At 55.0% G+C, this 13,580-nt stretch carries 12 protein-coding genes, 1 tRNA gene and 2 pseudogenes; 10 read left to right on the top strand and 5 right to left on the bottom strand.

Going from position 1 to position 13,580, the window contains the following annotated elements; genetic code table 11:
• Positions 1 to 498: 498 nt before the first annotated feature.
• Positions 499 to 750 (bottom strand): annotated as a pseudogene (locus HG15A2_RS04540) (transposase); the annotation flags it as partial.
• A gap of 91 nt (positions 751 to 841) precedes the next feature.
• Between HG15A2_RS04540 and HG15A2_RS04545 the strand changes: the two are divergent.
• Complete coding sequence (locus HG15A2_RS04545) at positions 842 to 1,756, top strand: metallophosphoesterase (RefSeq protein WP_145058274.1); 915 nt, start codon at positions 842 to 844, stop codon at positions 1,754 to 1,756.
• A 1,205-nt stretch (positions 1,757 to 2,961) separates the two neighbouring features.
• A complete protein-coding gene (locus tag HG15A2_RS04550; protein WP_145058276.1) occupies positions 2,962 to 3,462 on the top strand; it encodes a hypothetical protein in 501 nt (166 codons plus the stop codon).
• A 212-nt stretch (positions 3,463 to 3,674) separates the two neighbouring features.
• Here the strand turns inward: HG15A2_RS04550 and HG15A2_RS04555 are convergent, their stop codons facing one another.
• A complete protein-coding gene (locus tag HG15A2_RS04555; RefSeq protein ID WP_145058278.1) occupies positions 3,675 to 3,857 on the bottom strand; it encodes a hypothetical protein in 183 nt (60 codons plus the stop codon).
• Between the two features lie 151 nt (positions 3,858 to 4,008).
• Between HG15A2_RS04555 and HG15A2_RS04560 the strand changes: the two genes are divergently transcribed.
• From HG15A2_RS04560 to HG15A2_RS04585, 6 genes are all read left to right on the top strand, one after another.
• Positions 4,009 to 5,133 carry a hypothetical protein gene (locus HG15A2_RS04560; protein ID WP_145058280.1) on the top strand — a complete coding sequence of 375 codons (1,125 nt, stop codon included), beginning with the start codon at positions 4,009 to 4,011 and terminating at the stop codon, positions 5,131 to 5,133.
• Positions 5,134 to 5,230: 97 nt separating this feature from the next.
• Positions 5,231 to 5,431 carry a helix-turn-helix transcriptional regulator gene (locus HG15A2_RS04565; RefSeq protein WP_218932325.1) on the top strand — a complete coding sequence of 67 codons (201 nt, stop codon included), beginning with the start codon at positions 5,231 to 5,233 and terminating at the stop codon, positions 5,429 to 5,431.
• Between the two features lie 107 nt (positions 5,432 to 5,538).
• The gene (locus tag HG15A2_RS04570) at positions 5,539 to 5,922 is read left to right on the top strand and encodes a hypothetical protein (RefSeq protein ID WP_145058284.1); all 384 of its coding nucleotides are present in this window, start codon (positions 5,539 to 5,541) and stop codon (positions 5,920 to 5,922) included.
• Positions 5,919 to 6,266, top strand: coding sequence for a hypothetical protein (locus tag HG15A2_RS04575; protein ID WP_145058286.1), 348 nt, complete (start codon positions 5,919 to 5,921; stop codon positions 6,264 to 6,266). The genes HG15A2_RS04570 and HG15A2_RS04575 overlap by 4 nt, the downstream gene beginning before the upstream one ends.
• Complete coding sequence (locus tag HG15A2_RS04580) at positions 6,263 to 7,630, top strand: DNA primase family protein (protein ID WP_145058288.1); 1,368 nt, start codon at positions 6,263 to 6,265, stop codon at positions 7,628 to 7,630. Before HG15A2_RS04575 ends, HG15A2_RS04580 begins: the two co-directional genes overlap by 4 nt.
• Before the next feature lie 436 nt (positions 7,631 to 8,066).
• A complete protein-coding gene (locus HG15A2_RS04585; protein ID WP_145058290.1) occupies positions 8,067 to 8,306 on the top strand; it encodes a hypothetical protein in 240 nt (79 codons plus the stop codon).
• Positions 8,307 to 8,380: 74 nt separating this feature from the next.
• Here the strand turns inward: HG15A2_RS04585 and HG15A2_RS24480 are convergent, their stop codons facing one another.
• Positions 8,381 to 8,617: a hypothetical protein gene (locus HG15A2_RS24480; protein ID WP_246117879.1), complete on the bottom strand. Its 237-nt coding sequence runs from the start codon at positions 8,615 to 8,617 to the stop codon at positions 8,381 to 8,383.
• A gap of 81 nt (positions 8,618 to 8,698) precedes the next feature.
• On the opposite strand from HG15A2_RS24480, the pseudogene HG15A2_RS25035 reads away from it, so the two are divergent.
• Positions 8,699 to 9,505, top strand: a pseudogene (locus HG15A2_RS25035) (tyrosine-type recombinase/integrase); the annotation flags it as partial.
• 290 nt (positions 9,506 to 9,795) lie between these two features.
• Here HG15A2_RS25035 and HG15A2_RS04595 read toward each other — a convergent pair.
• Both HG15A2_RS04595 and HG15A2_RS04600 read right to left on the bottom strand, forming a co-directional pair.
• Positions 9,796 to 9,869 (bottom strand) — tRNA-Met (locus tag HG15A2_RS04595).
• 320 nt (positions 9,870 to 10,189) lie between these two features.
• Positions 10,190 to 12,466, bottom strand: a complete 2,277-nt coding sequence (locus tag HG15A2_RS04600; RefSeq protein WP_145058292.1) for a tetratricopeptide repeat protein — start codon at positions 12,464 to 12,466, stop codon at positions 10,190 to 10,192.
• Between the two features lie 601 nt (positions 12,467 to 13,067).
• On the opposite strand from HG15A2_RS04600, the gene HG15A2_RS04605 reads away from it, so the two are divergent.
• Positions 13,068 to 13,580, top strand: coding sequence for a TIGR03546 family protein (locus HG15A2_RS04605; protein WP_145058294.1), 513 nt, complete (start codon positions 13,068 to 13,070; stop codon positions 13,578 to 13,580).

Below are 13,580 nucleotides of genomic sequence, written 5' to 3' on the forward strand. Positions count from 1 at the left end.
TTTACCGAGAGGCATAGAACACGACACGATGGGCAGCAACACTATCCGGAGAGTCTAGCGACAAACTGGCTAGCAAACAATAAAACTACGATTGCCGTAACCCCCCAATCACCCCACCCTGGCCAAACTTCGTCAGCGACTCCCCACGTAACATCACTTATAATGACACGACGCCTCTTTCCAGCAACCAACCCGCAGTCCCCAATTATGCTTGCGCAAAATTCATTAACCGGCGACGAGTGCGATCGGCCCAAACTGCTGAAATGGTTCTAACTTAACCAGGATTCCCCAGATGGATTAGCCGGGAACCGCTCCCGGCACAGTTTGGTCCCCATTGTAACCGCTGCGCGCCCCCCCCCGTGTCTAGCGCGTCGCGATTTTGTGTCATTTTTTCGTTCTGTGGTAGGCGCAAGGTAGCTTAAGGCTGTTCTTTGAGCTTCAAATCGCCCTTCGGCGCGCAACTTCTCGTCAAATCGTGACTTACATCGACCAATTGAGTTAGCCTCGCGGCGCAGCGACCTCGGACGGCGGGATCGCCAACCGCGCAATGCGGTCGAGGATCGCGGCGAACAGCCGCCGAGGCATTGCCACTTCGGCCAACTGGAACGTCACGTACTTCGCATGCCGCACGACTTTTGCCCCAGTCTTCACTAACTTTTCGCGGAGCGTGGTCAGCGACCAGTGATCGATCTCCCGGGGTAGCGCCAGGCGACGCAAGAAGTTCGCCACGTTGTAGGCTACCCTAGGTAGAGTGGCAATTGACTACGTCGTAGCACGCGTGGCACGCTAAAGCAGCTCGACCAGCCACATCGTATCCCCAGCAAAAAGAGATATTAAATCGATGACTAGCTTAGTTCGCAAACTATTCTCCGGCCCGATTGATCTTGTAGGCGATGTCCATGGCGAGATCGGCGCGCTGGAAACATTGCTAGACCGCCTAGGCTACGCGGCCAACGGCACCCACCCACAAGCCCGGCGGCTGGTGTTTCTGGGAGACCTCACCGACCGCGGTCCTGACAGCCCGGCGGTCATCCAGCGTGTGTCGGAATTGATAGCAGCGGAGCGAGCCCAGTGCGTGCTCGGGAATCACGACCTGAACATTTTGCTGAAAGACAGGAAGCACGACAACCACTGGTTCTACGGCGAGCCGTGGGCACTTGATGGGGAAACCGAGACACCCGCTCGCTTAGCCGACGAAGCAACTCGCCAGCGGACGCTCGACCACTTCCGCCAATTGCCGATCGCTCTGGAGCGTGACGACCTGCGGGTCGTGCATGCGTGCTGGGATGATGCGGCAATCGAAGCCGTGCGTAACGAGACCGACGCGGCGGCACTATTGCGACAGAGCCAAGAGCAGATCGAAGCAAGTTTTGCGGATCATCCCGAGTGGGACGAAGTCGATCGCGGGCTAGCGCTGCAGAACCTGAACCCGGTGCGACTGCTCACCTCAGGGCGGGAGCAACGAGCCGCCGAACCGTTTTTTGCCAGCGGCAAGCTGCGTCGGCAAGAACGCGCCCCATGGTGGAACGCTTACGATGCGGAAGTGCTGTGCGTGTACGGGCACTATTCACGCTTTCGCGATGCGGAAGAACCCATGAGCAACCCGGTTTGTATCGACTTCGCGGTCGCAAAGCGCTGGAAAGAACGCCAGGAAGGCAAGCAGCCCAAGGAGTTCCGCAGCCGCCTGGGTGCCTTGCGTTTGCCAGAACGAGAGCTTGTTTACGACCAGGGCGAGTCCGAGCGGCTGGCAGAGTAGGACGCCGGTGACGGTGACAGAAGTCTGCCGCTGCGGGCACTAGCCGCGCTTGTGTCACCGGGCTGTGAGCAGCTGTACTGGCTTTCTTAGGAATTTAATCTGTTCCAACTTGGTCCGTTCCTCCAGCCAGGGCCCCAGATTTCGCCAAATCCAATCCCACGACCGCTCTCTTTCAGGAGCGATCTCCCGCTCCGCCTGGTAGAACTCAGGCGGGTGACTGACGAGCTGGCCGTCGATCTCCCGGCCGGGCACCCGCATGTGCGTTAGCTCATGCTCGCCCGGCCCCTTCTGCGGAACTCTGGGGATGTACGATGCAGGCCAGCGTATCCTGCTGCACGAAGTGGATCTCCGGAAGCGGCGTGATTTCAGGAAAGTACTGTACTGGTCGCGAATCTCTCTCAGAAGAGTCCGTAGACAGGTCTGGGCCAACGGCAGCAAAGGCTGTTGACGTGCGCTGCGAAGGCGTTGCTATCTGCGGAACTTGGCTAGCATACACGAGGTGCTAAATGGGCTGGAAAATGAAGGTGCCGACAGGCTGCAGGCTAGTCTGGGTCTGGCTGGAAACCAGGCATAAATCCCCCAAAATTGAGAAGTTTAGGCAGGCGTTTGATGGTCAGCTTTCAGGATGAAGGTAGCCTAGCGAATGGCTAGTCTACTTTCCGCAGTCGCCTAGCCGCCCTGCGCCTGCCGGAGCGAGTACTGCACTACGATCAGGGCGAGGTAGAAGCCCTGCCTGTCTAGCTACGCTCTAATTACCCTGCTGGGGGACCGTGCTGCGAGGCTTGCCCCATGGATCGCTGAATGCCTTGATGTGCTCCAAGCGTGGACATTAAAGCAGCCCATGCCTCAGATTCCGACAGATCCAACTCCAATGCAGGCTAGCGACTCCTGTTGAACGAAGCTGAACTACGGCAACTGCTCTAGCTCTGGAAAGTGCTGGTCTCCAATCTTGCGGAGTAGGTTCGGCAGATCGTGGGAGGCTAGAGATAGTAGCGGCTGGTTGCGAGCTCGTAGCTGCTTTTGGACTTCTCGTGAGGCGGCGATCATCTAGGAACTTCCAGTAGCATATACCCTTTGAGGAAAAGGGTGTCCGGTGCTTGTATATAGCCAGAATCAGCAATAGCGGATAGCATGAGGGTAGCGAATCCAGCCTAGCAATCACAATTGATTTAGGCAAAAAGTTGCCACTAATTTAGGGTAATGTCGTGGGTGGAACCGGCAGTGGAAGATGGCGGCGGACCGACAAGATGGCGACTGTCGAAGAGTCGCTGGTGCTGGAATTGCGCGACTTCCGTGGACAAATTCGCCCTCGCGGTCGTGGCCAAATCGGGTGGGAGTGGCCAGGAGGCCAACGCAGCGAGATAGCCTTTGTTGTTGAGTGGGGGCAATCGCCTACGATCGTGCTGAGGTACAGCTCAGGCGAGCAAGAAAGTATCGAAATACCGATCCAATTGCAGTGGACCGCGACGAACTTTGGCGGCCAGAGGCGATGGTTTACGTGCCCGCTCATCTCAGGCGATGTAGCCTGCCGAAGGCGGGTTGGGAAGCTGTATCTGCCGCCAGGCGCCAGGTATTTTGGCTGCCGTAAGTGTCATCGGCTTACGTATGAGAGCTGCAACCAGTCCAACGTGTTTGAGCAGATCGCACACATGACTGAATATTTTGAAAAGCTGATCGAGAAATCTACAAGTGCGGATTTAAATTAATCTTCGGGTCTTGCGGGTCGTTCTCGCATCGGTCGATTTGCTGGGTGGCTGCTGTCGGAGAGGTCTGAGAGTGAGAGCATCATTCGACACTCCCGAGTCACAGAGAGAGTCCGCTGTCCATGTGGCTGAACCTAGTATTCCAAGCACGAAAACTCACCGGGGTGGGCTATCAATCGCAACTGCGAGTGTTTCGGACGCCGTGCAACTCTAGTTCACTGTAGGCGATCGTATTCCGTGAATTTAGGCCATTGGCTGGACATGAGAGCATGCTGAAAAGTGGCCAGCAATAGCCCAGAAAGGTCGTCGGCGCGGGGCTGGCGGATTGCATGCGAGTTTTCAGGACGCTGCCTTCCCTCGCATTGCAGCAGCGGTAGCGTTGCTCGTGGCAATTTCATGCGACCGCTAGATACTCGACGCATGAATAGTGCACAAGGTACAATAGCACGCGGGGATAGTGTCGCTCCTGAACGCGGTTTTCCCGAACCGCTTCCCCGTTTTTATTGTTCTCGGGATTCTCCAGCAACACCGCGACGGGAATCGGATTCGATGGCTGATTGGTATGAGGAAGACATTCTCCCTGACTTGGAACGCGTGAGAGGGTCGATCCACTACGCGTCCGAGAACTGTGGAGAACCTAGCTTGAAAGACGAACTGTGGACCAAGGATGACAAGGCCGCTTGTCGTCGCTTGGCGAAGTTTTGGACGGAAAAGCTTTCTCAAGAATACGCTGGCTTATTTATCGATCTAATATGGAATGGGCCATTACACGCGATTGAAGTCAGAACACACGAGCCCTTCATCATCGAGTGTTATGAGGATTGCTTTAGGGACACGGAGCGGTACGCCTACGAACTGCCAAGCAAGCCTGAGAATGAATCCGGATCAGGCATCGATGCAGTTGCCGTTGCAGTCGATGAGAAACCGCTTCAGGTATGGCCACACGAAGGACGTGGAGAAGCACTTTTATTTTATGCAAGTCATTGGCAACTACTCGGTGAATCGGACTATCAAGATGAATGGAATGCGATCGAACAATTCTTCAACTATTCTGGTGATGAAAGACTCTATCGACATCGAGAGGACGAATCCTACTTGCTCGTTCGGCAGTACTCACACTGCGAAGCATCTCACCTAGAACAATCCACGTACCAGTGGCTTTCACGTGCCGAAGCCGCCAATTGGATTCTCGCAACTGGCAACGAAATTCCCCCCGTATTGAAGGCCGAAGTCAATTCGCTTCGGAAGATGAGAACGCTGAGGCCACCATCGCTAGAGCAACAGACACCCGCTGAAGAATCGCCAACAATAGCCCGAAACGGCGAAGCGGGCGAAGTTGCTGAGGACAAAGCTGAGCTTCCTAGCATCGACAAACTGGAGCAGGAAACGCCAGCGCTGGACACGGAGGACTCTCAGAACTGGATCAAAGCATCGGAACTCAAGAAACACAAGGAACCGGCTGACTTGAAGTCGTTTGACTCACAGCGTAGCCGTGGCCTGAAAACTGAGGACAAGCTATTTGGCGTGGATGAGGTTGGTCGAATCTATCGCAAGCATGGTGGCCGAATCTGGTACTACGCGCCCTCTCTCTTGCCGCGCCGCGACAAGGATCAACCCTTGATTTCTCAAGCGTTAACCTTGATTTCTACCCTCGATTTACCCTTGATTCGCTGAAATCAAGGGCAGTAATTGGGCTGTTTGCTCTCAATGATTGATGACAGAAGCAAGCGAGTGCTTGCCAACGTCACTTTCAACATTAGGAGCAACCCCGATGCAACACACTGACCCCATCCCTGCCGCTCACCGTCGCCTTCTGACCCGTCCTGGAGCGAAGGCCTATCTCGCTGTCTCTCAGCGGAAGCTCGATTCCTTAGTGGCGGCTGGCGAGATTCCAGTCATCCGCATCGGCACTTGCGTGAGATTTGATCCGGCCGATTTGGAAAAGTGCATTGCCACTTGGAAGAGCGCCTGATTGACATTCGCTGCGTGGTCAATCGATGCCCGCATTCTCACACAAACAAAGCCCGTGCCGGCGTGTTTGGCGACCACCGGTTACGAGCTTCATTGGGAGGTTTCTTTATGTCTCATTCTAACAAGCCTAGCACGCTGGCGGACGCCACATTTACGAAGATCGAGCAAAGGAAAAAGCAACTACTTGCCAACGACAAGGAGGCAAAGCGGCTTTGGCAACAGCTTAAAGAAATCTCGAAGTTCAACGACGAGTTGCAACGGAATTTGCATAAGCAACAGCTGAAGGCGATTGTCGGCCAACAAGTGAAGCCGCTCTATCGCAGCTCAAGCAATCCGGAGTTGAATGGCACGGTTAGTACGCTACTGAAAGTTAATCGCACATTCTGCAAAGTAGACTTTGGCGAATTCGGTCGCTGGGATATGCCCACTGGCGACGTGACCTGGCTGGAAGCTGAGCAAGGCACGATGCTACCGATTCGAGTTGTGCGATGAAAAGCATCCTTCAACGACAGCACGTTCTGATCGTAGCCCACGCAGACGGCTACCTAGAAGTCTTCGGCGAGAAAAATCTCGACATACGAATCAGCAATATTCCGTTAGCACATTCACGGGAAGCAGAGCGCATCGCGGAGGACGCGCTCGAGTTGTCCCTGCCACGTTGCTACCGGCAACTTTACTTCCCCGGCAAGCGTCGAGCGACTGCCACGCTGATGCCACTGTTGCCGAGTACAATGGCACGGGCAAAAGCTGTGAAGCGGACAATTAGACAGTTGAACCAGCTCGTCCAGAAAGTCACCAAAGCTAAGGCCGCCAGATCCAGACAGGGGGCGGCATGATGGAACAAGAATATACGATTGCAGAAGGCCCGGTGTCACTGACCGACACCGGCAACGGCGAACGGTTCGCGGCTCAACATGGCCACTGTGTAAAATACGTTCACCCCTGGAATAAGTGGCTCGTTTGGGATGACTCCCGCTGGCAGTTCGATCATAGTGGACAGATTCACCGGCGAGCCAAGGCGACAGCGAGATCAATCTACAATGAGGCGTCACAATTCGGTGATAAGGAAGAGCAGAAGGCGGTAGCACAGTGGGCGTATGGCTCACAAAGTAAATCACGCCTGGAGAACATGCTTTATCTAGCACGTTCCGAGCAACCGATACCGCTTGACCATGCCGACCTCGACGCCGACGGTTGGCTGTTGAATTGTGACAACGGCACAGTTGATCTTCACACGGGAGTCCTGAAGGCCCACAATCCTGGCGACCTCCTCACGAAGTCCACTGGCGTTGAATACTCGGACCATCCCGGCGCCGATGCGGTTCTCTGGACCGACACCCTCGATACGATCTTCGCGAGAGATACGGAACTGATCGGATTTGTGCAGCGGCTCCTCGGCTCTGCCCTGGTTGGTGAGGTGCATGACCATATCTTGCCAATTTTCTATGGCAGTGGTGCCAACGGGAAAAGTGTTCTGATCGAGACGGCAATGGCAGCCATGGGGGATTACTCCATGAAAGCACCGGCTGGCTTGCTGGTAGCTCGCAGGAACGAATCACACCCCACCGAGCTGGCGGACTTGTACCGCACTCGGTTAGTGGCGATCACCGAGACCGGCGATGGCCAGCGACTCGACGAACGGCTTGTAAAGGAATTGACCGGCGGAGATACAATTCGGGCGCGGCGCATGCGAGAAGACTTCTGGCAGTTCGCTCCGTCCCACCTGGCGTTAATGGTGACAAATCATAAGCCGATAGTTCGCGGAGTGGATTACGGCATTTGGCGGCGATTGAGACTAGTCCCGTTCGAGGTGACGATCCCCGAAGAAAAGCAGGACCGTCAGTTGTCCCAGAAGCTCCGAGCTGAGTTGCCAGCGATCTTAAAGTGGATGGTGCAAGGTTGTCTCGACTGGCAAAAACAGGGACTCGCAGCACCACCACAAGTCATGGCAGCCACGGACGACTACAAGGCCGAATCAGACACGTTCGGACTCTGGTTTGAAGAGCGCTGCACAGCCGGTGAACGGTTCCAGTGCAAGGCGAGTCAATCGTTCACCAATTACAAGCAGTGGGCAGACGAAAATAACGAGCGAGCCATGAATCAGCGCAAATTCGGTGAAAGAATCGGTGAAAGGTTCACTAAAGAAAGGCGCAATGACGGCTTCCACTATGTCGGTTTTTCCCTGGATTCTCACACTTAGTGAACAGAGTGAACAGTGTGAACCCAAGTTCCCTATGACTCTAAACGCGAGAGATTTTCTTAGAGTTATACCGCAACTGGGTACACAAGGTTCACTAGGTTCACCGCAAACCCGTTTGGAGCACGGCACCATGAATGGAAAATTCGACCCCTATGTGTGTACCTGTCAACTTTGCGGCCAGCGATTTAGAGCAAAGCGGGAAGCAAAGTGGTGTTCCTACCGGTGTCGAAATGATGCCTCCATCGCACGGCGGCGCGAACGCCTTGCGGCCCAACGTGTAAAGCAATGTGGTTGCTGTGGGCAGACATATAACGCCAATCGACGCGATGCTGTGTACTGTTCCGCGAGTTGCAAGCAAGCCGCTTACCGACAGCGAAAGCGTGACTGATACCAGTTCGGGAATATTTGCGGGAACCTGAAGCCGTAACAATTGACCATGAACAACCAACAGCGAGAGTTCAAATTCACACCCGGCCACGAATCGAAAGAGGCAAGATGCCAGCGCCTACTAGCTCGCCTGAGCAGTACCGGCGTGCTCCGGGCGTCAGACTTACCGAAGATCGATACGACGCTCAGCGCAGCGCATCAACCCCAGGCTGAGAGACTCATGAAGTCTGCGAAGGAAGCGAGCATCTGTGCAAGCGAGGGACACAACAACACTTCACTTGCGCCCTAGTGCGACACGCTGCTATGATGAACAGGGCGGGGCAAGCGAACTGGTACAAAACTGGACATCCATGAAAGCAGGAATCACCGATGGCGAGCGTATTTAAGCGAGGTGGAAGCAAGGCCAAGGGGCCGTGGTATGCGGCTTGGTATGACCACCAAGGGCGTCGCAAGACCTCCTGTACTCGCACCACGGACAAAGCCAGCGCGACGCGGATCGCCAACAAGTTCGAGGCTGAGGCCGCACTGCGCCGGGACGGTGTGATTGACGCCACGATGGACTCCATCGGGAGACAATCGCAGCGGACGATTAAAGAACATCTACTCGACTTCAAGAGCAAGCTGCAAGCGGGCAACCGTACTGCTAAGCATATCCGTAGTACCGTTTCGTTCGTCGAGGCGATTGCTGAACATGCCGACTTCCACACGGCGGCGGATATTTCAGCCGATGGTGTGAATCGGTATGCCGGCAAGCTCCGCGATGAAGGCCGAGCGGCCCGCACGATCAGCGCCCATCTATCTGCAATGACCGCGTTCACGAAGTGGCTCGCTGCCCACCACAAGCTACCACGGGATCCGTTGCAATCGGTCAAGAAGCCGAATCCTCAAACCGACCGTCGGCATAAGCGACGAATGTTGTTACCCGACGAATGGCAATGCCTGGAAGCTGCTACGCGCATCGCAGGGGAGCGTTTCGGCATGGAAGCTAGCGAGCGGCTCACACTCTACCGGACGGCCATTCAGACGGGCTTGCGTTCTGGAGAGCTGCGAAGCCTGACCCGTGGAGGATTGTATCTGGATGGCGAACAACCTTTCATAACTTGCAAAGCTGAGTCAACCAAGAACCGCAAGGACGCAAGGCTCTATATTCAAACTAACTTAGCCAGAGAGCTAGCTGTAATGATTGCTACGAAGTCTCCCCAAGCTCCAATCTTCAAGCTGCCTCACGAGACGAATGTCGCACGCATGTTGCGCGACGACCTATCTGATGCCCGCAAGGCATGGCTGAGTGAGGCTAAGCACGATCCCGATGAACGGCTACAGCGTGAGCAGAGCGACTTCCTCAGTCCTACGAACCACGAAGGGGAACAATTCGACTTCCATTGCCTACGCCACACTTGCGGCGCATGGCTCGCAATGACGGGCGTTCACCCCAAGACGGTGCAAACGGTAATGCGACACTCAGCCATCACCCTCACGATGGATACTTACGGGCACCTCTTCCCTGGTCAGGAAGCCGATGCGGTCGGGAGATTGCAAAGCATGATGAAGCCTGTCCAATCCGAAGCGTGGCAATCGACCGGAACGGACGATTTGTCCACGAGTGAGGTGGCAGTTGCGCAGCGCCAGGCGCAGCGCGCATCATTCAAAACGGCACAATCGGGTGCAATCGGGTGCGACGGCCTTGAGAATGAAGCCGCTGCGGGCGAGAGTCGTAAGCCCCTACAAATTGCAGACTTAAGCGACCCGATGCAAGAGAATGCGTCCACAGACGCAAGTAGCGGTGGAGGGATTCGAACCCCCGACACGCGGATTATGATTCCGCTGCTCTAACCGACTGAGCTACACCGCCAGACCACAATGCTGAGATTGGGAAGGACTGATTTTAGAGGGGGATTCGGTGGGGAGCAATGGGGCGAAACCAAGGTGTCTGGCAATCATTTCTGGCGAGACATTTTTTTTACCACAAAGAGCACAGAGGTCACAAAGAACGAAAGAAAAATGAGTTTCTCGCAATACTGAAAAATTAGGCATGCTGATTGCGGATAGGGAGTTCTGGCAGGCGAATTCTTTGTGATCTTCGTGCTCTTTGTGGTTCCGACGGTTTCGCCATAAAGATTTGCCACACATAAACAAAGGGGGAGGGCGGAAGGCGGAATGTCCTAGATTTGGTCACTCTTTCTCCTCAGACTCGATCTGTTGGCGGATTTCTCGATAGAGGTTCTGCACATCGGGCGAACCGGGGCGGAGGCGTTGCATCTGTTTGAGTGCTTCCAGGGCTTGTTTCCAGCGCTGTTGTTTTTGACAGATCAGCGTCAGGGCTAGCCAGTTCTGGTAGTTGTCTGGGCCTAGCTGGGCAGCCTTGGCGAATTCCTCGCTCGCCTCCTCGACTCGCTGGAGCTGGTAGAGCAGCATGGCGCGGCGGTAGTGGGTGTGATCGACCCCGGGCAGCAGACCCTGATCTCGCAGTAAGAGTTCGGCCTCTTTTTCTCTCAATTCCCTAATTTCGGCTTCGTCTCCACCGTCGGCTACGAGCAACTGGATGAGCATGTCTCGTGTGCCAGAGCGATAGGAAGCGATCCGCACGGCATCGCGCAGGTGCTGGATTGCTTTTTTGGTGTTTCCCAGGCGTGCTTCGAGCTGTCCTAGGCTGAGGTGCCCTTCCACGCGGTCGAGATTATATTGTTGGCTCTCGCGGAAATCTTTGATTGCTCTGGTAAGTGTCGCTTCGAACTTGGCATCATCGGTTTTACCTAAGAAATCGACCAGTCGATTGGCCGCCCCGATGCGCACCGCCTCGACGGGGTCGTCCAACTGACGGCGCATGAGATCGATCATCGTAGATTGAGAAAGGGCATCGGCTGAGCGTGTGGCGGCAATGCGCATGAGCGGGTCGGAGTCTTTAAGTGCCTCTTGGCGAAGGTCTAGGCTTTCTTTGCCTGGGTAGCTAGCCAAGAGTTGCAGGGCGGTTGCGCGAACGATGCCGGGCATCAAGCTGGCGTCTACCGTTTCGACAAGAAGTGGTTCGCCTGCGGGCTTCAATTGTCGCGCCGCGTGAATTGCGCGGGTAGCTACCTCGTTGCCGGCGGTTTGTGGTGGGCGTTTCTCGCCGTGCCATTTTCTCACCCAATCGGCCGCCCAGGCGGCATCTTCCTCGGTATGGCAATCATTACATGTGTTGGGCGTACCGAGTTCGGCTGAGAGATCGGGCCGGGGTATGCTGAAGCTGTGATCGTGTCGATCATCGATGTTCATGTAGGTACGCACTGGCATGTGGCAGCTGATGCACTGGGTTCCATCTCCTCTTGTGGCCCCGTTTGTGGCCCCTTCCGTGGCAGGCCCTTCAGGGTGGCGGTGATGAGAGAGCGTATCGTACTTGCCCGGCGTGTGGCACTGGGTGCAGAGTTGGTTGCCTGGGAATTTTAATTTGAGCGAATGCGGATCGTGACAGTCGGTGCAGCGAACTTTCTCGTGATACATTCTGCTCTGCACGAACGAGCCGTACACGTAAACTTCATCCTGAATTTGGCCGTTCGCGTGATACAGACCGGCATCGAGCAACGAAGGCTGATAGTGATCTAACCATTGCTCGCCAGCATGGTAGTTGGGATGGATGGCCGCGCGGCGTGAGTGGCAAGGAGCGCAGGTTTCAATCTGCTTGGTGTTGCTTACGTTCTTTAACTCGTTCGCCAGCCCGAATCCATGATTGCGATCCCAAAAAAGGCCGCCGCTCTCGGCAATTTCCACGTGCACACTGCCCGGTCCGTGACACGCTTCGCAACTGACGTCGATCTCTGAATAATCGGTATGGTAGGTGTCGGTGGCGAGGTCGTAGTTCTTGTGCAAGTTGGTCGAGTGGCAATCCGCGCACATCGTGTTCCAGTTTTGCGCAAGGCCGGTCCAATGCAGGGGATCGTCGTGCTCGATGCGACTATCGGGCACATCGGGTGGAGTGACGGCGAACCACTCTTTGTTTACCACATCCCACGATGCGGGCAGGACTTGCACACGGCCGTCGGGGAACTCGGTCATGTATTGCTGCAACGGCTCGATTCCAAAAGTCCACTCGATGTGGTAGTCGTGAAACTCCCCATCCGGACCCTCTGCATTCATATAGTACTTGCCGTCGCGACGAAACATTTTCGTGGTGACACCCAGTCGAGTGAATTCCGCATCGTCGAAGTCGCCCAGGATGGTTTCCTCGTTGGCCAGTTCCATGGCACGATCGTGATGCGAACCGTGAAAGAGCGAAGCCTGCTGCTGATGGCATTTGACGCAGGACTCTCGGCCAACAAAGGTCGCGCTTTTCATTGCCTCAGGCGGCAAGGCTTGCTGCCAGTCCCAAGCCGCCCAGGCGAAGAATGCCAGCAACGAAACTGCCAGCAGGACCAGTGGAAGCCGCGATTTGCTAGCAGTCTCGGGTTGGGGGTCGGTTGGGCTTTGAGTCATGACCCCATCTTAACATCGAACAGGCCAGAAGCGTTAGAGCCCGGAGTGTGTGGCAAAATTCTATGGCAGGTCTATTGATGAACCACTAAGTGCACTAAGTGCACAAAGCACACAAAGAACTAAACAATTGAGTCTGAAATACTAAAGAAGAAGCCAAGAATCGTGAGCTGTGAAGAATTGCTGCAGAATGTGCCCCTATCAACCCTGGTTGAGGTTTTAGCCAACACCTGTTGAGCTTTTAGCTAGATTAAACACTCCAATTCAAGTTGCTCACTCCAGTAGATTCTAGCCAACCCTGTGATTGCAAAAAAAAGTATTCTTAGTGCTCTTTGTGGTTTTAAGTTTTTTTCAGAGATTTTTGCCAGACACAGCCTTGATCGCTTAGGGAGGAATCACGCGAAATGCTCCGGGCGCTTACGCTTCCGGCTGGGAGTTGCTAGCACGGCTCATGCTTCTGCTGTAGACCGACACCGAAAACGTCCGATACCTTTCCCAACCGCTAAAGTTTTACAGGTTTCGTAAAACTAGCTCTTTTCAGCCACTGCTCTTATCACATATCGCGCAAGCTTGGCGGCTTCGTGCGCAACGGGGAATCTCCTCCATGCTTGGATTTCTTCTTAAACCACTGCGTCTGTTAGCGCAAGCGCTCACTTCGAACGACTCACCCAGACAAGTCGCCTGGGCGATTGTGCTAGGCGTAATAATTGGGCTTATGCCGAAGGGCACGCTGCTCGCGCTGAGCTTTGGTATTTTGTTGTGTGCGCTGCGCGTGAATCTTTCTGCAGGGATGATGGCGGTTGGAATCTTCTCGTTGATCGCACCCCTGTTGGATCCGCTGGCGCATCGACTGGGAGAAATGTTTCTGTTGTGGGAGCCGCTGCGCTCGAGCTTCGCTTGGTTGTATCAAAAGCCGTTGGGTCCTTGGATCGGGTTCAATAATACCGTCGGCATGGGTCATCTTCTCATTGGTATCTATCTCGCCTACCCGGCGTATCGAGTGGGTTGGTTCCTGGGTGAGAAGGTGCAGCCACGCGTGAGCCGCTGGCTGATGGGCTATCGCATGATCCGCTGGCTCCGTGGTGCTGAGATTGGTGCCCACTGGGGGATTTCATAA

Source organism: Adhaeretor mobilis, assembly GCF_007741515.1.
In the GTDB taxonomy this organism is placed as follows: Bacteria; Planctomycetota; Planctomycetia; order Pirellulales; family Lacipirellulaceae; genus Adhaeretor; species Adhaeretor mobilis.

Coding starts and splice junctions, on each gene's coding strand:
- HG15A2_RS04545 (WP_145058274.1), top strand. CDS start 842: ATGACTAGCTTAGTTCGCAAACTATTCTCCGGCCCGATTGATCTTGTA.
- HG15A2_RS04555 (WP_145058278.1), bottom strand. CDS start 3,857: ATGAAATTGCCACGAGCAACGCTACCGCTGCTGCAATGCGAGGGAAGG.
- HG15A2_RS04560 (WP_145058280.1), top strand. CDS start 4,009: ATGGCTGATTGGTATGAGGAAGACATTCTCCCTGACTTGGAACGCGTG.
- HG15A2_RS04565 (WP_218932325.1), top strand. CDS start 5,231: ATGCAACACACTGACCCCATCCCTGCCGCTCACCGTCGCCTTCTGACC.
- HG15A2_RS04570 (WP_145058284.1), top strand. CDS start 5,539: ATGTCTCATTCTAACAAGCCTAGCACGCTGGCGGACGCCACATTTACG.
- HG15A2_RS04575 (WP_145058286.1), top strand. CDS start 5,919: ATGAAAAGCATCCTTCAACGACAGCACGTTCTGATCGTAGCCCACGCA.
- HG15A2_RS04580 (WP_145058288.1), top strand. CDS start 6,263: ATGATGGAACAAGAATATACGATTGCAGAAGGCCCGGTGTCACTGACC.
- HG15A2_RS04585 (WP_145058290.1), top strand. CDS start 8,067: ATGAACAACCAACAGCGAGAGTTCAAATTCACACCCGGCCACGAATCG.
- HG15A2_RS24480 (WP_246117879.1), bottom strand. CDS start 8,617: ATGTTCTTTAATCGTCCGCTGCGATTGTCTCCCGATGGAGTCCATCGT.
- HG15A2_RS04600 (WP_145058292.1), bottom strand. CDS start 12,466: ATGACTCAAAGCCCAACCGACCCCCAACCCGAGACTGCTAGCAAATCG.
- HG15A2_RS04605 (WP_145058294.1), top strand. CDS start 13,068: ATGCTTGGATTTCTTCTTAAACCACTGCGTCTGTTAGCGCAAGCGCTC.